The 23,348-nt window shown below is 33.9% G+C and carries 23 protein-coding genes and 1 riboswitch; of the genes, 6 read left to right on the top strand and 17 right to left on the bottom strand.

Features of this window, described 5'->3' with window-relative positions; translation table 11 throughout:
• Positions 1–36 precede the first annotated feature (36 nt).
• The 5 genes from JOC75_RS15670 to JOC75_RS15650 all read right to left on the bottom strand — a co-directional run bounded on the left by JOC75_RS15670 (position 37) and on the right by JOC75_RS15650 (position 4,807).
• Complete coding sequence (locus tag JOC75_RS15670) at positions 37–1,056, bottom strand: BMP family protein (RefSeq protein WP_204954956.1); 1,020 nt, start codon at positions 1,054–1,056, stop codon at positions 37–39.
• 172 nt (positions 1,057–1,228) lie between these two features.
• Positions 1,229–1,345: riboswitch (SAM riboswitch) on the bottom strand.
• 556 nt (positions 1,346–1,901) lie between these two features.
• On the bottom strand, positions 1,902–2,747 hold the full coding sequence (locus JOC75_RS15665; RefSeq protein ID WP_204954955.1) for a DUF4097 family beta strand repeat-containing protein: 846 nt from the start codon (positions 2,745–2,747) through the stop codon (positions 1,902–1,904).
• The gene (locus JOC75_RS15660; RefSeq protein WP_204954954.1) at positions 2,744–3,301 is read right to left on the bottom strand and encodes an HAAS signaling domain-containing protein; all 558 of its coding nucleotides are present in this window, start codon (positions 3,299–3,301) and stop codon (positions 2,744–2,746) included. The genes JOC75_RS15665 and JOC75_RS15660 overlap by 4 nt, the downstream gene beginning before the upstream one ends.
• Positions 3,294–3,617, bottom strand: a complete 324-nt coding sequence (locus JOC75_RS15655; RefSeq protein ID WP_204954953.1) for a PadR family transcriptional regulator — start codon at positions 3,615–3,617, stop codon at positions 3,294–3,296. Before JOC75_RS15655 ends, JOC75_RS15660 begins: the two co-directional genes overlap by 8 nt.
• A gap of 362 nt (positions 3,618–3,979) precedes the next feature.
• Positions 3,980–4,807, bottom strand: a complete 828-nt coding sequence (locus JOC75_RS15650) for a uroporphyrinogen-III synthase (protein WP_204954952.1) — start codon at positions 4,805–4,807, stop codon at positions 3,980–3,982.
• A gap of 219 nt (positions 4,808–5,026) precedes the next feature.
• Between JOC75_RS15650 and JOC75_RS15645 the strand changes: the two genes are divergently transcribed.
• Positions 5,027–5,233: a helix-turn-helix transcriptional regulator gene (locus JOC75_RS15645; protein WP_204954951.1), complete on the top strand. Its 207-nt coding sequence runs from the start codon at positions 5,027–5,029 to the stop codon at positions 5,231–5,233.
• A 44-nt stretch (positions 5,234–5,277) separates the two neighbouring features.
• Positions 5,278–5,667, top strand: a complete 390-nt coding sequence (locus JOC75_RS15640; RefSeq protein ID WP_204954950.1) for a hypothetical protein — start codon at positions 5,278–5,280, stop codon at positions 5,665–5,667.
• 453 nt (positions 5,668–6,120) lie between these two features.
• Here JOC75_RS15640 and purU read toward each other — a convergent pair whose 3' ends face one another.
• From purU to JOC75_RS15625, 3 genes are all read right to left on the bottom strand, one after another.
• A complete protein-coding gene (purU, locus tag JOC75_RS15635) occupies positions 6,121–7,020 on the bottom strand; it encodes a formyltetrahydrofolate deformylase (protein WP_204954949.1) in 900 nt (299 codons plus the stop codon).
• Positions 7,021–7,110: 90 nt separating this feature from the next.
• Positions 7,111–7,560, bottom strand: coding sequence for a threonine/serine exporter family protein (locus tag JOC75_RS15630; protein ID WP_204954948.1), 450 nt, complete (start codon positions 7,558–7,560; stop codon positions 7,111–7,113).
• Positions 7,561–7,594: 34 nt separating this feature from the next.
• Entirely contained in the window at positions 7,595–8,353 is a 759-nt protein-coding gene (locus JOC75_RS15625) for a threonine/serine exporter family protein (RefSeq protein ID WP_204954947.1), read from the bottom strand.
• A gap of 163 nt (positions 8,354–8,516) precedes the next feature.
• On the opposite strand from JOC75_RS15625, the gene JOC75_RS15620 reads away from it, so the two are divergent.
• Together JOC75_RS15620 and JOC75_RS15615 are read left to right on the top strand one after the other, a co-directional pair.
• A complete protein-coding gene (locus JOC75_RS15620) occupies positions 8,517–10,583 on the top strand; it encodes a metallophosphoesterase family protein (RefSeq protein WP_204954946.1) in 2,067 nt (688 codons plus the stop codon).
• A 208-nt stretch (positions 10,584–10,791) separates the two neighbouring features.
• On the top strand, positions 10,792–11,721 hold the full coding sequence (locus JOC75_RS15615; protein ID WP_204954945.1) for a DMT family transporter: 930 nt from the start codon (positions 10,792–10,794) through the stop codon (positions 11,719–11,721).
• A 63-nt stretch (positions 11,722–11,784) separates the two neighbouring features.
• Here JOC75_RS15615 and JOC75_RS15610 read toward each other — a convergent pair whose 3' ends face one another.
• Complete coding sequence (locus tag JOC75_RS15610) at positions 11,785–12,816, bottom strand: hypothetical protein (protein ID WP_204954944.1); 1,032 nt, start codon at positions 12,814–12,816, stop codon at positions 11,785–11,787.
• Between the two features lie 218 nt (positions 12,817–13,034).
• Between JOC75_RS15610 and pepT the strand changes: the two genes are divergently transcribed.
• Positions 13,035–14,267: a peptidase T gene (gene pepT / locus JOC75_RS15605; RefSeq protein ID WP_204954943.1), complete on the top strand. Its 1,233-nt coding sequence runs from the start codon at positions 13,035–13,037 to the stop codon at positions 14,265–14,267.
• 422 nt (positions 14,268–14,689) lie between these two features.
• Here the strand turns inward: pepT and JOC75_RS15600 are convergent, their stop codons facing one another.
• Positions 14,690–16,072 carry a VWA domain-containing protein gene (locus tag JOC75_RS15600; protein WP_204954942.1) on the bottom strand — a complete coding sequence of 461 codons (1,383 nt, stop codon included), beginning with the start codon at positions 16,070–16,072 and terminating at the stop codon, positions 14,690–14,692.
• 371 nt (positions 16,073–16,443) lie between these two features.
• Here JOC75_RS15600 and iadA point away from each other — a divergent pair, with 371 nt between their 5' ends.
• Positions 16,444–17,616, top strand: coding sequence for a beta-aspartyl-peptidase (gene iadA / locus JOC75_RS15595; RefSeq protein ID WP_204954941.1), 1,173 nt, complete (start codon positions 16,444–16,446; stop codon positions 17,614–17,616).
• 426 nt (positions 17,617–18,042) lie between these two features.
• Here iadA and JOC75_RS15590 read toward each other — a convergent pair whose 3' ends face one another.
• From JOC75_RS15590 to JOC75_RS15560, 7 genes are all read right to left on the bottom strand, one after another.
• A complete protein-coding gene (locus JOC75_RS15590) occupies positions 18,043–18,330 on the bottom strand; it encodes a hypothetical protein (RefSeq protein ID WP_204954940.1) in 288 nt (95 codons plus the stop codon).
• A gap of 30 nt (positions 18,331–18,360) precedes the next feature.
• Complete coding sequence (locus JOC75_RS15585) at positions 18,361–18,996, bottom strand: hypothetical protein (protein ID WP_204954939.1); 636 nt, start codon at positions 18,994–18,996, stop codon at positions 18,361–18,363.
• Positions 18,997–19,096: 100 nt separating this feature from the next.
• The gene (locus JOC75_RS15580) at positions 19,097–19,702 is read right to left on the bottom strand and encodes a hypothetical protein (RefSeq protein WP_204954938.1); all 606 of its coding nucleotides are present in this window, start codon (positions 19,700–19,702) and stop codon (positions 19,097–19,099) included.
• A gap of 252 nt (positions 19,703–19,954) precedes the next feature.
• Complete coding sequence (locus tag JOC75_RS15575; protein ID WP_204954937.1) at positions 19,955–20,341, bottom strand: hypothetical protein; 387 nt, start codon at positions 20,339–20,341, stop codon at positions 19,955–19,957.
• A 169-nt stretch (positions 20,342–20,510) separates the two neighbouring features.
• Positions 20,511–21,077, bottom strand: a complete 567-nt coding sequence (locus JOC75_RS15570; RefSeq protein ID WP_204954936.1) for a hypothetical protein — start codon at positions 21,075–21,077, stop codon at positions 20,511–20,513.
• Between the two features lie 485 nt (positions 21,078–21,562).
• On the bottom strand, positions 21,563–21,859 hold the full coding sequence (locus tag JOC75_RS15565) for a DUF4176 domain-containing protein (RefSeq protein ID WP_204954935.1): 297 nt from the start codon (positions 21,857–21,859) through the stop codon (positions 21,563–21,565).
• 50 nt (positions 21,860–21,909) lie between these two features.
• Entirely contained in the window at positions 21,910–23,340 is a 1,431-nt protein-coding gene (locus JOC75_RS15560; protein ID WP_204954934.1) for an LXG domain-containing protein, read from the bottom strand.
• Positions 23,341–23,348: the final 8 nt, after the last annotated feature.

Raw genomic sequence — 23,348 nt, 5'->3', positions numbered from 1 at the left:
TATAAAAGTAGTCGGTTTCCATTTATTCATATCTTATTAGTTTTCTAATGGATTTTTAATTTCTAGTTTTCCAATGATAATATCATCTTTAATAACCTTCACTTTATCGATTGCTTCTTGACCCACAAAGTCATTTAATGGTGTGCTACTATCATGTGTTACATATGTTAATCCAACACCATTTTCTTTTAAGCCATAAGCAACAACACCTGCTTCATACGTTCCTTCAGCAAAAGCCTTAATTGTTTCATAAGCAACTGCATCTGTTCCTTTTAGTTGGGAAAGAACGATATGCTCTGGATCAAGCTCTGTTCGATCGATATCTTGTCCTGCTGTATAAAAGCCTTCTTCTTTAGCAGCTTCAAATACACCAAGATCTCCTACTGCTGCCGCACCAGCAATAAAGTCAGCACCCTTTGAGAATTGAAGTAATGCCAGTTCTTTTGCTTTTGCTGGATCTTCAAAGCTACCAACATAGTTCAATAAGAATTGTGCTTCTGGGTTTGTTGATTTAAGTCCCTCTTCAAAAGCAACTGTCCATTTCTTCAGAAGTGGAATTTCCACTGCTGCAACCATTCCAACTGTATTTGTTTTTGTTGATAAACCTGCTGTAGCTCCTAATAAATACGCTGCTTCATGCTCTCTAAAATTGACACTTCGTACATTTGGTAAATCGACTGTAGTATCTATAATGGCAAATTGTTGATCAGGATTTTCTCCTGCTACTTTTTTAAGTGCATCTTCTGATTCAAATGAAGATGTAATAATTAGGTCATATCCCTCTGCTACTGTTACGCGAAGATTTTCTTCTATTGCCGTAATGTCTGTAGATTCAATTGTTTTAAACTCAAAACCAAATTCTTCAGCAGCTTTTTTAGCTCCTTCATCCATCTGTTGGAAAAATGGGTTCACACCAATTTTCTCTGGAAGAATCAGGGCTACTTTCTTTGCTTTTTCTTCTGATGATGTATCACTTTCTGATTTCGCTGTTTCATTGGCACCACAGCCAGCTAAAAGTAATGTAAACAATGCTAAAAAGACAAATATTTTTTTCATAGATGCTCCACCTTCTTCGGTAATTTTAATCATAGTGACAACTATACAACAGTTTTATAGAAAATTAAACCCTAAAACACAAACATTAAATACAAAAGTTTATTTATTGTTCGTTTTTAGACAATAAAAAACTCTTCCCTTTAAAAGGAAGAGTTGTCTTATTAAGATCTCTTCCTTATCTGTCAGAACAGAAATATGTTCTGCAGGATTTAGCACCTTTCTATGTTAGATTACACATAGTGGTTGCTGGGCGTCATAGGGCCAGTCCCTCTGCCTCTCTTGATAAGGTATGTCGTAAATTGTCGTAAAATTAAATTATTTTCTATTCTAAAGCAAATATAAAATATTGCAAGGATTTTTTTATTTTTTCTAATAACTTCGAAAACAAAATCAAATGTTTTACGATATCATTAAAGAGAGGTTCCTATATAAAAATAGTTACCTCACAAAGCATTCATATAAATAACCATTAAAATACAATGTTGATGAGTATTTCAAAAGCATTTTTAATACAGAATTTTATACAATCAGTATAAATGTAATCGGTTGAATGATGACCTATCTGTATGTGTTTGAAACGCCTAATTATCTTAGTTATAGAGCTGTAAATTTAATTTAGGCCCTATTCTATATAGTTATTATGTTTAAAAGTGCTTTGCACAAAACTATATAGGGTTGATTGGAGCGGAAGGTGCGAGACTCCTGCGGGAGCAGCGGGACAGGTGAGACCCCACAGACGCTATGCGTCGAGGAGGCTCACCGCCCGCCCCGCGGAAAGCGAGCATCCTGTAGCAGAAATCAACCATTACAATACTTGTTTATATATCAGCTCACTAATGATTTTTTTAATTTTCTACCAAAATCTCACCAATATCAGTGCTGACCTTAAGCATTGGACCACCATTGCCAATTTGCGTTATAATACTGCCTGATGAATTGTTATCATAGCCTTTAAAACCATTTATTGAAACCTCACCAATATCACTACTTAAATCAAATCCAATGTTACTGGGTTCTTTTGCAAAACGAACAGTGACTTCACCAACATCTGATGAAAGCTCAATATCATCGGTCATCTCTTCTACCTTTATGTCAATCTCCCCAGTATCGGTATGAGCTTTAATTTTCCCGCTTATGTTTTCTAATTCAACTTCTCCTACATTTGACTGAAAATCACCCAGTCCAGTGAAACCATTAACATATATTTCTCCAACATCACTATGTGCCTTTAACTCATCCACATCAATGCCATTAATAGCAATTTCTCCTACATCTGTTTTCACATCAAGTTTATTAAGTAACTCTTTTGGTACACTGACATCTAACACTCGTTTACTATTAAAATCAGCATTTATAAAAGGAAATTGCAAGAAGAATGTATTTTCTCTTTGACTAACTTTAACCTCAACCGTAGATCCATTTTCTTCAACTGAAAATTCCATTTGATCTTTAAGCTTTTTTGCTATACTACCGTGTAAATGAACATCAATTTCGTCATTCTTACTTTCCTTTATATTCACTTCTCCCACATCTACTTTTATAATCATAGAATCTATGTTTCTAGAAGTAACTGTTTCTCTTTCATCAATACTTGCATTTCTTCCTACTGAAAACACATTTCCACTAACAGTAAAAAAACCTATGATACCAATAATAAGCGTTATAAAAGCTGTAAAAGCTACCTTTTTCATCGACTTTCTCCCCCTTTTACAATCCTTATATTGAATTTAACGTACTTCAAAATAACTTTATAAAGAAACTTACCAACATAAATCATTCCAATGCTCATTAACACACCTAAACTGCATAAGATAACGCTAGCAAAAAATCCTGATAAAAAGTCCGTAAAACCAATGAAAAATAGAGAAACAATCCATGCAATTGGGGAAAGTGTAAAACCAAGTGCAACACCTGCTAAAGCAATATAAACACCAATAATAGCTACAATCGGTCCTAATAGAAAAATAATATTAAAGAAGCTCAAGCTTATTGTTGCAAGCACAACATTGAACATACTTTTTACTGATTGATCAGTCTCTGCTTGTGTAACTCTATATTCAACAAGTAATTCCTTTGCAATGGCTCTCGGATTACCTAATCCTTGTGCTATTTCATCTTCAGATTTACCTTCTTGAATTCCACTCTTAAAATGCTCCTCAAAATCATAAAGCATCTCACTACGATCATGCTGTGGAACACTTTTTAGCTGATTTGATAATTCACCTAAGAATTTTTGCTTATTCATTTGTCATACCCTCCTCAATTAATTGATTTACACCTGAACTAAACTGCTTCCATTCATCAACCAAATTCACCATATACTCTCGGCCCTTCTCCGTTAGGGTATAATACTTCCGCGATGGTCCTTCTGAAGATTCAACTAAATATGTTGTGAAGTAATCTTCCTTTGTTAATCTACGAAGTAATGGATATAAAGTACCTTCTGCAACATCTATTCGCTTTGATATATTTTGTGCTAGCTCATAACCATATTGATCTTTTTTGGAGATCAGAACTAAAACACATAGCTCTAGCACACCTTTCTTAAATTGAACATTCATTTTCGGTCAGCTCCTATTATATGTTGATCACTACTGTGTATTATCTACTAGTGGACCAAAAAAATACGTTTTTTCCAATTTCAAGTATATCTTACCATCCACTAGTGAACATTGCAAGGTACTGAATAATAAATTTACAAAATTTTCTTCAGATACAAACCAAAAGAGAAAAACGACTATAGAAAGTCGCTTTTCATTTTAAAAAATATACAATGAAGATCTTTTAAGCAAGTAGAAATATGCTTCAACTAAACATTATTTACTTTTAATTAAGTACCTATGTGAGGAAAAATAAATCATTTTACTATCCTTGTTTCTATATTGTTAAATTCAGTTGAGTTTATATAAAGAATAGCCTTGATTTACTCATTTGCTTTCGTTTCTTCTTGCTTTTGATAAAACTGAACTAAAGCTATAATCGCACTTCCCATTCGCTCTTCTTCTGGGATAACCATTCGATTAATTCCAACCTCACGAAGGGCTTGAGCTGTTACTTTACCAACAGATACAGCAATCACATTTGTTTCAAATGCATGAAGTAGCTCCTTTTCTTTTCCTTTTTCCTTAGCATATGCTAATAGAAATCTCGCTTGTGGTGTACTTGTGAAATTAACCGCATCAATCTTGCCACTTAAAATTTCGTCTACCAATTGCTCCATGACTTCTGGTTTTGGCGGGATATGTTGATATGGGAGAATTTCGCGATACTCAGCATCTTGATCTTTTAACCAATCAATCAATAAAGGAGCAGGATCTCCATGAAGCTGTAGTGCAACCCGACAACCTGTTAGTTTATGAGCATCAAGCTGTCTCACCAGTCCAGCAGTGCTTCCATCATCATCTCTTACATCTATTTTAATACCTAATTTTTTTAATACATTTACAGTTTTATAGCCTCGAGCTGCAATTTTTGCGTTTTGCAGTGCTTCAATAAATGTTTCTCCTAATCCCATATTTACCGCTGTTTGATATAATTTGTCTGTGCCAATTCCTGTTGTGAAAATAAGCCAATCAAAATCACCTGTTACTAGTGCATGTATTTCCTTTTCAACATTTGATTCATCTAGAAATACAGTACCCTGTGCAGGACGAATCAGTGCTACTCCACCTAGGTTTTCTACAAGCTTGCTTAGTTCTTCCGATTTCCTTTGTCCAACAAGTGCGATTGTTTTGCCATTTAATCGTTTCAAAAAAACCCCTCCGTCATGATTCATTTCTATTATTTTACCATTTTTCGAGGTTAGATAAGTGAAACAATAAATAAAAAAGGCTGTAGAGCAAATATAGTTGAGCAAAACCACATTTTTAAAAAGATATCACAATTTGAGCTCTGTCTTCTATGTAAAGTACCCTTTACAGTAAATGTAACTTTACATTACAATAATCTATATAGAGGAAGTGTTACTTATATGAAAAATCGTATGAAACAGTTAAGACAGGAAAATGGAATCTCTCAGGAACGTATGGCAGAGATGCTAGAAGTTTCACGTCAGACAATTATATCTATTGAAAAAGGTCGATATAATCCTTCATTGCCTCTGGCTATTCAAATAGCACGATGTTTTAACACAATTGTAGAAGAAGTTTTTCTATTAGAAGACGAAGGAAAAGAATAGGTTTTACAGGATTATTTTGAACTTGCTAAGAGAGGGGAATATTTATGCAAATGAGTAGTAAAGTCGGGAGAAGGTTTTTCTTATTTAGTGGTCTGTTATTTTTATTTTATAGCTTGTTACTAAGTTTTGCGAGTATATCAACAGGCGGGTTTTTTGTAGGATATGAATTTGTTTTTTTAGGTTCAACAGTTATTTGTTTTTGTTTATCGTATCTCTATCCGCAATTTAAAGAAAATGATGAACGATCAAAAAGAATACGAGAAAGAGGGATGTTTGTAAGTTATTTCTTTATATTAGGTTATATGGTTGTACTCATGCCACTTCTTTATTTTGAAATCATTCAGCTAAGTGGATATCAGACTGTTAGTTTGTTAGCAACATTAACGATAATTACGGTATTTTCATCGTTTGTTGTATTGTCGAAGCGTTATTAAAAACTTACTACTTTTTTAGTCATCCCATAGCAAGTTTATGTTAAAAAACTTAGTGGAATGGAGCGGAAGACACTTGACTCCTGCGGGTGCAGAGGAAAGCAAGTGTCTGCAGCGAAATGGAACGAACTACTTTCTCATCAAGATCTTATACATAGTTTGAAGTTGCATTTCTATTAGAAATGAGCGTTGCAAATTTGATTCCTTACATCTTCCTAACTTTCACACCTGTTTTCGCAGGTAGTATCTCTGTTCAACAAACTTTCCAAAAAGATGAATTATCACAAAAAAAGCGTGAATTCAAATGAGAATTCACACTAAAATTATATTGTGGTTTACTATATTTTCATCCTGAATCGGAACCTGTTTGTGCATTAGTCTATCTATGAATTGCTTTTGAATCCAATGTAGTACATAGACTGAATTAATTTCCAGATTATTTAATCAAAACACCTTTTAAAACACAATCGTTTTATTTCCATGAACAAGAATACGGTCTTCTAGGTGCCATTTCACTGCACGTACTAATACGCTCCGTTCAACACCACGGCCTATTTTCTTTAGTTTATCAACATTATCTCGGTGATCAACTCGACTTATATCCTGCTCAATAATTGGGCCTTCATCAAGGTCATTTGTTACGTAATGTGATGTTGCTCCAATTAATTTTACTCCACGGTTATAAGCTCTTTCATAAGGTCTTGCTCCGATAAATGCAGGTAAGAAGGAGTGATGAATATTAATGATTTTATTAGGGTTTGCTGAAACAAATGTTGGTGTTAAAATTTGCATGTAGCGAGCTAACACAATTAAATCAATATCATACTCTTTTAATAATTTTAACTGTTTTTCTTCTACTTCCTGTCTAATATCCTTATTAGCAGGGATATGATAAAACGGAATATTTAAGTTTTCAACAACTTCTCTAGCTTCTTCATGATTACTAATCACAAGGGCGATATCTGCCATTAAATCTCCACTTTGCCATTCCCATAGAAGCTCTAATAAGCAGTGAAGCTCTTTGGAAACAAAGATTGCTACCTTCTTTAAATTGTACACATGTGTGAAGCTCCACTCCATCGTAAATTCTCCAGTAATCTCAGTGAATTCCTGCTCCATTTTACTTGCCTTTTCATCAAGATTCGGACATTCAAATTCAATACGAATAAAAAATGATCCTCCCTCTGGATTTGTTGAATATTGGCTAGATTCAATGATATTTGCTTGATGGGAAAATAAGAATTGAGAAATAGTTGAAACAATACCTGGTTGGTCTGGACAGCTTACTAATAATCGTCCACGGTTTTTGTTACGTACTTGAAATTGTTCTACTTGATCCTTAATATATGAATTCATGATACAAACCTCTCTGTAAGTGATTAAAACATTATACATTAGTTAGCTTAAATACTTAAGATTTTTTCATATTTTCTTTTGAAACATTACTTACAAACCCTCTGTAGAAACCTTCCTCAGCTTCTTTTTTCGAATGATTTGATTGATCACTTCAGATAAAACCAGTCCAATTGCGATTGAACCAGATATCATAAATGCTTCTGCTGCTAACGAAATAGCTGCGTTATATTCATTTTCAACAACACGTCTCATTGCATCATATGCTAACCCACCTGGAACTAAAGGGATAATGCCTGATACGTTAAAGATAATCACAGGTGTACGATATTTTTTAGCAAAAAACTGGCTAATAATCGCAATACAAAAGGAAGCTACTAATGAGGAAAAAACACTATCACTTGAATATTCATAAAGTGTTACATAAATAATCCAGCCAACCATTCCAACTAAGCCGCATTTTAATAATGACTTCTGAGGTGCATTAAAAATGACACCAAATGCTGCTGATGCAATAAAGCTAGTAGCAAGCTGCTCAATCATATGTAAGGCCCCCATATTGAAAATAATAATTTAACTAATAAATAGAAAAAACAACCGCCACACCTGCACCAATCGCAAATGCTGTTAAAAATGCCTCTGCACCCTTTGAGATGCCTGATACTAAGTGCCCGGCCATTAAATCTCTCACTGCATTTGTGATTAATAAGCCTGGTACAAGAGGCATAACAGATCCAATAATAATTTTATCTAACTCTGTTCCTATGTTTAAGGTGACCATCAAAACTGCTAATAAACCAATAACAAAGGATGCCAAAAATTCAGCAAAAAACTTGATTTCAACTAGCTGATGAAAATATATGAGACTGGAAAATCCAATGCCGGCAGCAATAACAGCAGGTAAAAAATCACTCCAGCCACCATTGAACATAATGAGGAAACAGCCGCTTGATATTGAGGCTGCAGCAATTTGCACCCATATTGGGTAAGCATGTGCTGCTTGTTCAATCACTTTAAGCTGTTTATATGCTTCCTCTACAGAAAGCTCACCATTGCTAATTTCCCTTGAAATACTATTTACTTTTTCAACCTTTTGTAAATCTGTTGATCGATCTTCAATTCTTACTAATTGGGTAGGTGTTTTACTACTAACAGAAAAGATAATCCCAGTTGGTGTTACATAGCTATGTGATTTTTCAACTCCATAAGCTGACCCAATTCTCATCATCGTATCTTCTACCCTGTATGTCTCTGCGCCACTTCGGAGCATGATTTTCCCAGCTAGCAAGCATACCTCCATTATATCGAAAATCTCATTTTCATTATAATTCACCATTTTTTCACTCCATCATTGTGATGTCTAGTTAAAGTGTAATGAAGAAAGTCTAGATAATCAATTCCATTAGCTTAATTGTTTGAAAATCTTCTACCCCCCCTCACAAAAATGCCTAAATCTGAATACGTTAATAAAAACCTATTTCAGGTGGTGACTAACATAAATGGATTTTCCAACTATATTGGCTGGTCCGATTCTTCGGAGGGTAGAGCCGTCACATATTTATATATGGTTAGCCACAAGTGAGGAATTTTCAATAAGTGCTAAGCTTTTTACCATTCAAACAAACGAAGTATCATTTGAATATGACGATTTACATGTTCGAGTAAATCAAAAAACAGTAAAAACAGGCGATCATCTATTTATAAATCTCATTAAAATTACACCCTTTTATGGTGAATTTCCTGTTGACCAACTTCTCGGTTATAACATCACTTTTAAAAATAGTGAAAAAGCCTTTGATTTACACAACCTTGAATTACTTAACCAAGAAAATCCTGACTCAATTGTATATAAAGATTTCCAATATCCTACGTTTTTTATTCAATCAGCAATAAATCCGAACATTCTATATGGCTCGTGCAGAAAGCTTCATGGAAAAGGTCCAGATCGTTTAGCAGAAGCAGATCATTTATTAGCCAAAACCTCAAATGATCTTTCTCAAAGACCAAGTGGATTGTTTATGCTAGGAGATCAAATTTATGCCGATGATGTAGCCGACCCCATATTCTCATTTATCTATAATATAAGTAGAAGGTTAATCGGTACACAGCATGAGAACTTAGTTGCTGTAGAACCAAAGCTAAAAGAACAAAAGCGGAAAAAACAGCTTACGAAAGTCCGCGGTAGACAAGATATTATGAACAACCTTTGTCAATTCACTTCTTCAAATGCGCATAACCATTTAATAACGCTTGGTGAGTATGCTGTAATGTATCTTCTAAGCTGGAGCCCTGAATTATGGAATTTAGCTCATGGAGAAAATGCTATGAAATCTTATAATGATGTATATGAGCGAAATCAAATTCATTTTACTTCACAGAAATCCTCAGATGATGAACATAATAAAGAGTATATCGAGAATAAGAAACGATATGCTGAACAATTAAATGATCTTCAAGCCTTTGAGAAATCTATATCAAGGGTTCGAAGGGTTTTAGCAAATACTCCAACCTATATGATGTTTGATGATCATGATTTAACTGATGATTGGAATCTTTCTTCACAATGGAAAGAAGATGTATATGATTCACCGCTAGGCAAACACACAATTGCAAACGGATTATCTGCATACTGGCTGTTTCAAGGATGGGGGAATCAGCCTGCAGATTACGATGAAGCTTTTATTCAAACACATACAGCTTATTTTAAAAACTATCGTGTTGGAGCAACTTCTTATGTAAATTGGGTATCACAGCTATTCTCTTTTCAATCCTGGCATTTTGTAGCACCTACAACACCAGCTTCTTTATTCCTTGATACGCGAACTCTAAGAGAATATGATGCTTCGTTAGAAGAAGTAAAGCTATTGAGCTTTGTTGATGAAGTAAGCAAACCACCAATACTTATCGGAGAGAAAGGGTGGAGTCTTGTTGATTCTCTATTATCAAAAGCCCAATGGAAGACAGGAGAGCCGTTAATTATCGCATCAGCCACACCTTTATACGGGGTACAATTGATCGAGCGTTTTCTTCAAAACAATATCTATCCATTTCGTGCACTAGGTGTTCCTGTTCATTACAAGCTAGATTTTGAAGCATGGAGATACAATATGAAAGGATTTTCGTCTTTTCTACAACAACTAAAAAAATGGCAGCCAAGTGACACCATCATATTATCAGGTGATGTGCATTATGCTTTTACTGCAAAAGCAAATGTTGAGTTAAACAATCATGATCTTTCCATTTACCAGCTAACAAGTAGTCCGATGAATAATGATAGCTTTGGCGGTGTATTTGGCAGTTTATTAAATCTTATTGTGTGGATCAATACCCTTCAAGGAAAAGATCGCAAAGTGAGCAATCATAATCTTGATTCAAATTCCTTACAGAATAATCATCTTTCGTGGACAGAGGATATTAGCTATCAATCTATAAAAGACGGTTCAATTTTGATAACAAATAATAATCTTGGAATATTAAATTTTTCAGGTAATAAGATACAAAGTAAGTTACTTCTAGATTCTGTTGCAAAACCATTCGGTGAGCAACCTTTGAATGAAGATATCTAAAACATTAGGTGGATACTTGAAATAGTATCCTCTTTTCTTTTGTGATGTCATATTAGTGAAAACCATCGATTTTTGTATTCATCACTACTAAAATCATCCTAATTTCCATTCAAATAAAAATGTGTTCGCACATTAGACAATAATAAGTGTTTGCTATATGATTTATGAAATATACTGTAACATCTTTTGTTTTTAAGGGAGTAAATTCATGAGTAGAAATAGTAAACTACAAATTTATATTACATTGTTTTTTGTAATGATCATCTGGGGACTTAATGTTATTGCAACAAAGCTTCTTGTTACTAGCTTTATGCCAGTTACCATGACAGCATTTCGTATCTTTACTGCTGCTGTAGGGGTCTTCTTTATTCTATTTTATTTAGGTTTATTAAAGAAGCCAACAAAAAATCAGTTTTATTATATTATCTTATGTTCACTTTTTAATGTAGTTGGACACCATTATTTCCTATCAGTTGGATTAAAGGAAACCTCTGCTTCTAATGGTGGACTTATTTTAGGTATGGGACCAATTTTGACAACAATTTTAGCTATATTTTTATTAAAATATAAAGTTACCGTTCTGCGGTTTGCTGGTATTTTATTTGGCTTTATCGGGATTTTCTTCATTATTTTTCAAAGTGGCAAAGGACTTCAAGCCATTTCATTGGGTGATTTCCACGTATTTTTATCGATCTTCTTGCAAGCAATCAGCTTTATTATGATTAAGAAGATTTCAGGGACATTGGATCCTCGATTAATGACAGGGTACATGCTGCTTTTTGGATCAGTCATTTTATTTGCTATTAGTCTAATTGTGGAGCCGAACGGATTACAGAGTATGAGGAATGGATCAATCAGTATTTGGTTGCTATTCTTTGCATCTGCCTTTTTAGCTACATCAGTTGGCCATATGATCTACAATTATGCAATAGGGAAGGTAGGTCCATCAGAATCTGCTATATTCATAAACCTAAATCCTTTCTTTGCGTTAGTAGGGGCAACGTTATTCTTAGGTGAAGTGATCTCACTTCCTCAGGTTTTAGGATTTATCTTTATTATATTCGGTGTTGTTCTTGGATCAGGTGGATTTGAGGAATTATTACGATATCGTAAAGGGAAACAAAAATATGTTGCATGAATTAATCATAAAGAGGCTGGGGCAAAATAAATGATTTCTTTCATTTTGCCCCAGCCTCTTTCTTCAAGCTCTATTATGTAGAGTTTCTACCCATTTTGACATTAATGGATGAGCGATTCCTACAACTTTATAATAGCCATATGAGGTTAAATCAAGATCAATGATAAAACCGTGCTGTCTTCTACTTACATAATCATTTATTTCTTTTTCTGCATCTGAATGAAGCTGGTTTGCGAGAGCTTCGATGATCATTTCTTTACTATCATCTCGTTCCACTTTATAGTAGGCATTGCGTAACGCGTCTACACTTTCTTCTATTTTAATATTTTCCGCAATGGAAAGAGCATATATATTTGTTTCTTGTTCTGATAGATATGGTTTGATTGCATCGATAACAGCAGGAGATTGAAAGGAAATTAATGTTTCACAAACCTCATCTAATAGAAGGTCTTCATCCTCTCGTTCAAGCAGTTTTGCTAAATCTTCCATATACTGCTCTAACTTCATCAATCTCATTAAATAGATAGCAAGAATTCCACTGTAGAAAAATGACTCTTCCACTAGATTCTCCTGAAATATCCGAACCACAGTATCTACCGTAATCCAGTTTCTTTGGACAAGTGTATAAGCGATATTTTTGGCCTTCTGAAATTCTTCGTGTTCATTATAGTTAGACTCTAGTTTCGATAATGTCTCAAAGAATGCGGGCCACACATCATCTTCTGTTCCATTCTTTAATAATTCGTAAAAATCCCATGCCTCTGTAGAGATATATGATTCAATCAGCTGTTTTTGTGTTAATACTAGATCTGGTGACAATTTGTTTACTAACTGTAAATATAGTGGAGCAATGCTTGGATCTGAGTTTATCACTCCCTCAGCTAACATACGTGCAACCTCTTCATCAGCAGAATCAACATTTAAAAGTAATAAGATCGTAGAAGCACTTTCTGGATTTTCCTTTGCCTTAAATAATAACTTTTTTAGCCATGAACTTTCTGTGCCAGGATAATCATGTAATAGATATGAAATAAATTCTTGTAAAAAAGGATCATCTGTTGTGAGAATGGGTTCAACTCTATCTTTAAAGTTCATTTATGTATTCCTTTCTTTATACCGTATTTAATGCTGCTACTAATGTTTTACCATATTTAATGAGTAAATCATAACCACTGCTTTTTAAAAAATTGTGCAAAGGGGGGGGATTACTAATCAAATTAAAATAAAGTTCTACTGTCGATTCATTTTAAAATGCGATAACACACAGACCATGATAATATAAAATTATCCTACAATAAGGAAGGGGTTACAAAATGAAAAGAGAATTAATTGATCGATTAACAAATTATGTAAAGGTTGATACACAATCTAATGAGAATAACGAAAATTGTCCGTCTACAGAGGGACAATTAACATTAGCAAACATGCTTGTAGAAGAATTAAACCAAATCGGCATGGACGATGTAACAATTGATGAAAACGGCTATGTAATGGCAACACTTCCTGCTAATACAGAAAAGCAAGTGTCTACAATTGGATTTTTAGCACATGTTGATACCGCTACAGATTTCACTGGTAAAAATGTAAACCCACAGCTCGTTGAAAACTATGATGGTAAGGACATTGTCTTAAATAAAGAATTAAACATTATTCTTTCACCAAAACAATTTCCAAACCTTGAAAATTATGTTGACCACACACTAATGACAACAGATGGTACCACTTTATTAGGCGCAGATAATAAAGCAGGTATTACAGAAATCATGACGGCTATGGCATATTTAATCCAGCATCCAGAAATTAAGCATGGCAAAATAAGAGTAGCTTTTACACCTGATGAAGAAATTGGTAGAGGTCCACATAAATTTGATGTTGATGCTTTTGGTGCAGATTTTGCTTATACAATTGATGGCGGTCCATTAGGTGAGCTTCAATATGAAAGCTTCAATGCTGCAGCTGCGAAAATTACTTTTAAAGGAAACAATGTACATCCTGGAACAGCAAAAGGAAAAATGGTGAGTTCCGCTAAAATGGCTATGGCCTTCCAAAGTAAATTACCTGCAATGGAAGCACCTGAATTCACAGAGGGCTATGAAGGGTTTTACCATTTGATATCAATAGAAGGATCTGTGGAAGAAACAAAGGTACATTACATAATAAGAGATCATGATAAACAAAAATTCCAATCTCGTAAAAACACAATTTCTGAGCTTGTCGCTGAATTCCAATCTTTTTATGGAAAAGAAGCTATTTTATTTGAACTGAATGATCAGTACTTCAATATGAAGGATAAAATCGAGCCAGTAAAATATATTGTTGATGTTGCCCATCAAGCAATGGAAAACCTCGGTATAAAGCCAATCGTTGAACCAATTCGTGGCGGAACAGATGGCTCTCAGCTTTCTTATATGGGTTTACCAACACCAAATGTGTTTACAGGTGGCGAAAACTTCCATGGTAAATTTGAATTTATTTCAATTGAAAATATGGAGAAGTCAGTGGAAACAATTATTGAAATTGTTAAGCTGTTTGAAAAAAGAGGATAATTTATCACATGTTTTGAGTAGCCTGTAAGTACTTGTTCAATATCGCTACTATGTTCAGTAGTAAAAAAGAGGCTGGGATATAATTAAAGAAATCATCCAAAAAGACGAATAAATCTAAATTCAGTTAGGCTGAAAAAAAAGTTCGTTCCATTGCGCTGCAGACACTCGCTTTCCACGGGGAGGAAGCTAAGCCTCCTCGCTACGCCTGCGGGGTCTCAGCTTTTCCTCAATTCCCGTAGGAGTCGAGTGTCTTCCGCTCCATTCCACTAAGTTCTTAAAGATATTAATACAAAAACTAAAATCTTTTAAAGGCAAATAAAGACCCGAACTATTAGGTGAAAGATTAATTGAAATATCACCTAATAATTAGGGTTTATCATTAGCTAAAATACTTATGTCGCAGCCTCATTTTTTCCCATTATTTAATTGCTATATTTATCTTTCATTTCTTTTCCTTTATCTTGAATCTCTTCCTTCAGCCTTTTACCTTCTGTTTCAATTTCTTCAATTGAAGCCTTATATTCTTCTTGGTAATCATCTAGAATATTATGTCTTTGGTTAATTAGACTTAGTAATTCTTCTCTCACTTCAGAACTAATTTGTTCTTTATTTTTTAGGTAGTATACTGCTTCATTAAGATGTTTCTTCTCATCATAAGTTAAATTAGAAAAGTCTGATTTTGAACTATATAATTTATTGATCTTTTTTGATTGCTCAGTAGCTATGTCATTATAGTTTTCTGCTGACCAAGAGCTCCATTCATTATAAAGACGTACTCGCTCACGCTCCCAAACCTTCTTGAAATCATCTGCTGAGTCTACTGTTTCAAATTTTCCACCACCAGCTTCTGCAACCTGCAGCAATTGCTTCTGACCATCCTGATCAACATCAAAGCCAATGATATTAACAACAGCCTTTATATTTGAGTCATGAAGTTCTTTGGCAGCTTTTACAGGGTCTCCATCACAGGTCTCCACTCCATCACTCACAACATAAATGATATTTTGAGCTTCATTATTAACCTGTTCAAAATCTTTTTTCGTCTCATTGATCGCATTGGCAATCGGTGTCCAGCCTGTTGGTTTAAAGCTATTTAATGATTCCTTAAATGTTGATTCATCATATGAATTTAATTCATAAACTAATTCTGTGCTTGAGCATGAAGCCTTTTTATCTTTATCACTATTACTTCCTTTATGTCCGTATACTCTTAGGGAAATATTTGATCCCTCAGGCATTGATGCAACAAACTCATTTACTGCTTGCTTAGCAAGCTCCATTTTTGTTTTCCCGCCAATTTTCTGAGCCATGCTTCCACTAGCATCTAGTAAAATCGCAATGTTAGAAGTTCCATTTACCGTTTGGCCATCTTCAAGCTTCATTCCCTCTGGAGTGCTTGAAATTGATGTTTCAATAGAATCATTGAAATTCTGTAAATCCTCATAAAAGCCTTTATATGTTTCTGATTCACTCATAAGACTTAATAAATAATTGTAAACTTGGAAGCTATCTTTATCCTGAAAGCTATTATCATCTAAATCTCTATGTACTATTGCTTCATTATAAGCATTGCCAGCATATTTACCTGATTTCTCTTCAATTATTTCTTCTAAAGTTGTTGATACCTCTTGTTCTATATCATTGCTACTACTTTCTTCATCAGTTTCTTCTTCTTTTTCAACATTTTCTTTTTCTTGTTCTGAGTTAGAGTTAACCTTATTATCAGAAGCTTTATCAGCTCCACAACCCACCATTATTCCTACAACTAAGGATATTAGGACAAAAATCAAAGTAAATCTTTTCATGTGAATTTCTCCTTTCTTTATAAAGCAAGTTGAAACTTTATGTTTGATATTTATATAAGCCTTTTATAAAATTTCTGAGCACAATAATTATAAAATATATTACATTAAATTACTTTAATGTAATTAAAAACCATACTTTTAACCTAATAACTTTAACTGCTATTTAGTAAATTTCACCTAAAATTTTAGAGTTAGCTCTTATTTCCTAACAACTGTGCATTCACATTGCCCATTAATGGGCATAAACCAGTCATAGTAAAAATTCCTTATGGGCAAAGCATACATTGAATCAATTTGCCTTTAAGTAATTGATCAAGTATCTTTAATTTGGGGTCTGACCCCATCTTTTGTAGAAGGGGAGGACATTTGGGATGTTAACACTAATAAAAAATGGCGAGGTTTATTCACCTGATTATGTAGGAAAAAAGGATATACTTCTTGTTCACGATAAAATTGGCTTTGTAGAAGATACTATAGATGTACCTGAGGGCTTTGTTGATATAAAAGTGATAGATGCAGGTGGGCATAAGGTTGTGCCCGGATTCATTGATTCTCATGTCCATATTATGGGTGGTGGGGGTGAGGGAAGCTATAAAACTCGTACGCCCGAACTTCAACTGTCTGATGCTACCACAGCCGGAATTACAACATTAGTTGGTGTAATTGGCACAGATGGCACAACTCGAACAATGAGTAGCTTGATAGCCAAAGCCAGGGGTCTTGAAGAGGAAGGAATCTCATGTTATGTCCATACAGGTTCATATCAGGTACCAGTTAAAACACTAACAGGGAAGATTGAAGATGATCTTATTCTAATTGATAAAATCATTGGTGTTGGAGAAATTGCCATTAGCGATCATCGTTCTTCACAGCCAACCATTGAAGAAATGGCTAAAATTGCATCTGCAGCAAGAATTGGTGGAATGCTTTCAGGCAAAGCGGGCATTGTGAACATTCATGTTGGAGACAGTCATGATCACCTTGATTTACTATTACATGTTGTGTCATCAACAGATCTTCCTATCCGACAATTTTACCCAACTCATATTAATCGAAATCCGCATCTTTTTGAAGCAGGCATCGAATACGCTAAAAAGGGTGGATGGGTTGATTTTACTACAAGTTCTATTCCTAAATTCCTCGAAGAAGGGGAGGTAAAGTGTAGTGTAGGACTAAGAAGAATGCTAGAAGCTGGTGTTCCGATTGAACAAATTACGTTTACATCAGACGGACAAGCTAGCCTCCCTGATTTTGATAAAGACGGTGAGATGATAGGTCTTAAAATTGGGAAGGTAAATACGTTGTTCAAAGAGGTAAGAGATGCAGTTAAAGAAGAAAACGTTGACCTTGCAGCAGCTCTAAAAGTAATCACAAGCAATCCCGCTAATGTTTTAAAGCTTCATCAAAAAGGGGAAGTAAAAGTAGACAAAGATGCTGATCTCGTTTTATTAGATCATAACCTAAATGTTCAATCAGTTTGGGCAAAAGGGCAGCATATGGTTGAAAATGGAATGGCAATTGTGAAAGGGACGTTTGAGGATTGAGTAAGGGGGCTTAGCTCTTAGCTAGGTCCATCATATGAAAAACTTTAGGGGATATTACTTTTCTCTGCTCAGCATTTAACTGAATCACTTTCCAATAAATATCCTTTTTAATATTTCACTTTCGGCCAAAGGTAATGAAGATTGTTTTATCAAAGGAATTATGAGTTTTTCAAATTTTTCAAGTAATAAACTATAATTATAAAGTACAACAAGAGCACTAGACAAAGGTCTGTCCTTTGATATACTTACCTTTTCTTTCATAAAAGATAAATAATATATAGTATATTTCTTTGATTCTTCTTCTATGTTAAGTGCTCCTTCTTTTTCTAGATCTAAAGAAAAATATTTACTATCAATACTATCTTTTAGAATCTCATCTCCTATAAGTAACGTATCAGCTTTGTCCCTTAACTTCTTTTGTACATCTTAATCAATCTTTAAATTATCAAATTTACCTCTTACCACAGTATAAAGTGCTAAAACCCCTATTTCCTGGCTACTAAACTTGCTTATCTCGTATTCTCGCTCTCTTTGAACTTCTCTTAGCAATCGAGATTGGGTAGATTTCTGCTCCACTAACTTAAAACCCACATCAAGGTTAGCACTTCCATCAATATTCTTTGGATACACATCTATAATAGATTGAACAATTTCATCTTTTTTTATTATCAAAAACTCATTTCCTAGCTCCTTGGTAAATTGATTATAGTTCATATTTAACCACCTCTGCATAGCTTTATAGAATCATTGTAAAAATAAATTTATATCATTTTCAGAGAAGTCATTTATGATCTCTTCATCTTCCAACAGCTTAGTTACTTCTTGTTCATAAAGGTGGAGCATGTAAACCTTTTTAAATGCTATAAATAATGCTCTATGGTCATTTATTGGGATCGTTGAATGGATAATCTCTCCTTTTTCTCCAATAAAAGAAACAATGTAATTGGTTTCATCTACTCTTTCTAACTGAATAGATCTTTGTTTGACTTTTTGCTTAGCTTTTATTAACAAGGAAGAAGGAATGCTTAATAAAGACATTGTTTTAAACAACATATCTATATCAAAATTTGATCCTCCTATGTCTAATTCATCATGCGCCATCATAAACGGACGAACTTTCTCTGAAAAAAAGAAAGACGATAGTCTATCTAAAAAGAAGTATTTTGCACCTTCAGTTTCTGTGCTAAATTCTTTTAGTTTCCTCATTTTTGGGTTGTTTGTCCTTTCTATCATAACTAATCCAAACTCCCAAACACCATCTACTTCACTTAGCTGATAGTAATTTTCAGAATAGAATTCTTTCTCTTTAAGATATCCATCTTTAGTCTCCACTAACTTTCCCACACGATTTAATAGCTTTGCTACTTGAATAATATTCATTTAAGATCACCTCTTTCCTTTAACACCATCATCTATATGGGTTAGTGTTGATATAATTAGAAACTGATATAGTTTAAGCATGAAAACTTTATTATCATTTTCACTTTATAAATCGTACTATATCTTCATCATTAAATTCTTCTAATAGAATACCTTTTTCAAGATATTTCTCCTCTAAAGTCTTTAATAACCAAAGAGAATAAGTTAACCTATAAATTTCAAATATCCCATCTTTACTATCTAATGGTAATGTTGTGAATTTCTTTTGTTTTTTTTCATCAATATAGCTAACTACAATCTTATCGTCTTCTATTTCTCCATATATCTTTTGAGTTTCAATAACACTAAAACTGTAAAACTCATCTGAAATACCGATATTTTGAAAGTGTTTTAATAATTCATCTAATCTGTTGAATTTTTTTATTGGATTATAGGGCGGATAAATTTCCGAGGAATAATTCTGATATAAAACTTTTATAAAAAAGTATTTTACAGCTTCTTTTTCAGCATAAAATTTTATAATCTCTTCTTTCCTCGATCCTGTTCTCTTTTCATAATTCATTACAGAATAGCACCAATTTTCTCCTTCTCTTTCTAATTGATGATAATTTTCATAATATCCTTTATTCTCTTTTATTTCCCCATTATTAATAACAATATTTATTCCTAAATCTGTACATATGTATTGTAATTGATTGATATCCATTTCCTTGTTCCTTTCATATTAATTAAATGTATTGAGTCTATTGCTTATATTGTAAATCGTCGTTTCTTGGGTGAGTTGGTTTTGGATATTGCAGTGTGAAAAATACCACTAAGATATAGCTATCATTTCAGTAATAATAGTCTTACAGCTCTTTATGAGATGGTATTAAAAATCTCATACTTTTAAGCAAGTATGTATGATTAAAGAAGAATCGATAAAGTTTATACAATAATTTGACTTTAGTCGTGTCTTCTATAGTGGGATTCTTTCTTCTACAATTTCTTCTATATCTATTCTTGGTACCCATTTCTTATATAATCCTCGCTCCCATGGTAAGTCCGATGGAGCAAACTCTAATTCTTTGGCAATAGTATAGCTACCTTCACCTAATAATAACTTTTCATCACCACTTTCCCATATTGGAAGAGTATGTCCTTTATACTTGGCAAATTGCCGAATATAGTAGACTTCGTCTAGTTCTCCTCTATTGACTAACTTTTGAAAGTTCCCCTTCTCATTTATTTCAAAATCATTAGGAGCAACAAATCCTTTACGTACAAACAATTTGTAAACGATATCGTCAGTTGTAATATATTCATACTCTTTACCTTTATAGACAGCTCTTTTTCCGTTCCTCATATTATGCTCTCCTTATTTATAAGAAAAATTGTCCAAATTAATAAGCTTCATAACCTCAGAGGGTTTTTTTTATTTCTCGTTCAGAAATCTACCATTACTAAATTAAGAATCTAGACTGTAAGTTAGATAAAATAAAAAACCAGTCTATTATAGGCTGGTTTGAACAACATTAATTTGTTGTGCTTTTCTGATAATCAACACCATATTCTTCCGCTAGCTTCTCCATCTCTTCATGATATTCTGTGATCGCTTCTATATATTCACTACCTTTTGCATTTGACTGCTCGATCAATGCCTTATCTGTTTTCTCTAAAGCTTCCTTCTCAAGTTGTAGTGCATCGTAATAGATAATTAATGCCTTCTTCATTTTATCTTTTATTGGCGTTAGTTCTTCGACACTTACTTCAAGTGATTTCGCTTTCTCAAGAGCCTTTTCGTACTCTGGAATAACCTCACTTGTTAAAACTTTGTATAACTCCTCATCGTTCTTAAAGTTTTCAGCAGAAACACTTGCTAATGCCTTATTTGCCTTCGTTTCATAGCTAGCAATTTCGTTCATATCTTCATTTATAAAATCAACTATTTCTTTTTGTTTTTCTTCATATGATAACTCATTATCTGTAGATGTACTTGCAGGACTTGCTTGTTTCGAATCCGTTTGCTTCTCTGAAGAAATACCACTACTACAACCGACAAGCATCAAAATAAATGTGATGATTAAACTAAATTTTTTCACGTATACCTATCCCTTCAGAGACAATTTTATTATTGCTGAGTAAGGGGGTTCCTCTCGAAGATCAAATAATTGAAAAGCTTACTTTTGTAAATTAGGAGTAAATGAATTCTTTTACAACTAAAAATGTTTTATCGAGTTGGGGTCCTTATTGATATAGACCTTCCTGAATTTCATATATCTGTTCCTATAGAACCATTTTAGAAACATGATAATTGGAATAATAAATGCTATTCCTAAAAAGGAAAATACATTAACAAAAGTAAGAACGATATATGTCGCGATCATAGCAAGTAAAAAAGTATGTATGATGAATATAATCACATTAAATGAAATTAGACCATGTAATCTATTCTTTTTTCCTTTATCAGTTGTTTCCCTTTGTAATTTTCTCAAATCCCTTATCTCATTTGTTCCTATCTTATATGGTTCCAACAACCAGTTAGTAATCTTGTTCAAGTTAATTAACCCCTCCATATATACTAAAACTATCGGTCTAGCTGATTTAATTTATCACGTAAGAAAAGTTCCCCTTTTGTCTCTAGCCCTCTATACTCTACTTTAATAATTTGGTTTTGATTAAAAAAAACATTGGTCTCATGCGAAAGATGCCCTTGAGGATATGGACATCCTACATAATCCCAGATAATATCATTATCCTCCTGTTGCTGTTTCCTACCATATATCATAACAGCCTGTTTAACAACCTCGACAGAGACTACAGTCCCAATTGGTAATAAATCGGTTCCTATTTCTAATTCTAATGAGTTAATTTCACTTTTCATTTGTTACCCTCCCTGATAATTCAATTTCAAAAGTAAGTTTACAATATACATCATTCAAAACTTATTCCTACTTTTATTCCAATTATAAACCGTAGATCGAGGATAGTTTCTTTACCAACCTTCGCTTCTCCACCAATACTTCCACCTGACATACCAAAGGTTAATTTTACTTCTGTTTCCGTAAATGGGATGCCAATTATAGGATTTACTTCTCCCTCAACAACCGCAGCTTTAGCAGCGAAACCTACAGAGCTTTTATCAAAACCTGCATATGCTTTTGCATTCCCCATTGTACCTTTACCTTCTATACCTGTTCCACCAAAAATCTCTCCTACATATGGAGTTTTTCTATCTATTTGTGTTCTTCCCTGCAGTTGATAGGCTATTCCTTCTGCCTTCACAAGCGGAAGGAACAACTTCAATCCAAATATAGATTCCCCACCAATCTGTGCACTTGCAGTACCATTTAGTATATCTATACCACCCTTTCCATCAATTATATCCGTATCAAAATCTATACCACCATGAATAAGACTAGTTTCACTTTTACCACCAAGTTGATTACTTCCACTTTTAAATTTATCAAGTCCCATCCAATCATTTTTATAATACCCAGCACCACCAGAGACTTTAAAATGGTCATTTACTTGTTCTGTCTGCCCAGCAATATAATAATTATCATCTGTTTTCAATTTATTCTTTTCAGTTATATCATTAACAGTTTTATTTTGGCTTTTTTCAACTTGGAGATCCCTTGCTTCTTCCTGTTTATTTTTATAGGCTATATAATCAATCGCCTGCTTCTCTGCCTGCTCCTTCAGCTTATAAACATCACTCGACTTATAAGCCTCAGCGTTAAAATGGATTGGCGAAATTGTATTGCCACCTTGTCTGGTTGCTTCTATTAATTGCTGAAAGAGAGTAACTGCATAATATTCATCGTTCTCTGAAAGCATATATTCTGTTTTTAAGTCTGCATCAAGTGATTCTACTGCTTGTATTGTAGAACGCCTTTTCTTTTGTGCCTGGGCTAGTTGATCATTGAAGCGATCCATTGAAAATACGTTTAGAGGAACAAGGTCATCAATTCGATTGGATATTGTTTGGAGCTCTTCTTGCTGACTTGTGACCATCGCGCTATAGCTGGTTTCGTGATGGGATAGTTCGTCTTCAAGAAAGGGAAGGTATACAGTAGTGTTACCACTTAAATCAACATCTTCAGTCATACCTGATATGCCATTGAAAAAGGCGATATTTCGGTCGATAAGGCGAAGCCAGGCTTCTACAACGTCGATCTGACCTTGATAGAAGCCTTTGATTGCTGTTGCACCTTTACCTTGAAGAGCATCATCTAGTTGAACAATATCAGTAAATTTCTTTTTTAGGTGTTGAAGCTTTTCTCTTAAATCATCATAATTTTGTGAGCGGTCTTCCATTGACTCGATTAATGTTTTTGCTTCAAATACTTTCACAGCCCGCATCTGTCCTT

This window comes from Metabacillus crassostreae, from assembly GCF_016908395.1.
Taxonomy (GTDB): Bacteria; Bacillota; Bacilli; order Bacillales; family Bacillaceae; genus Metabacillus; species Metabacillus crassostreae.
This window is presented reverse-complemented; position numbering and strand designations above follow the sequence as displayed.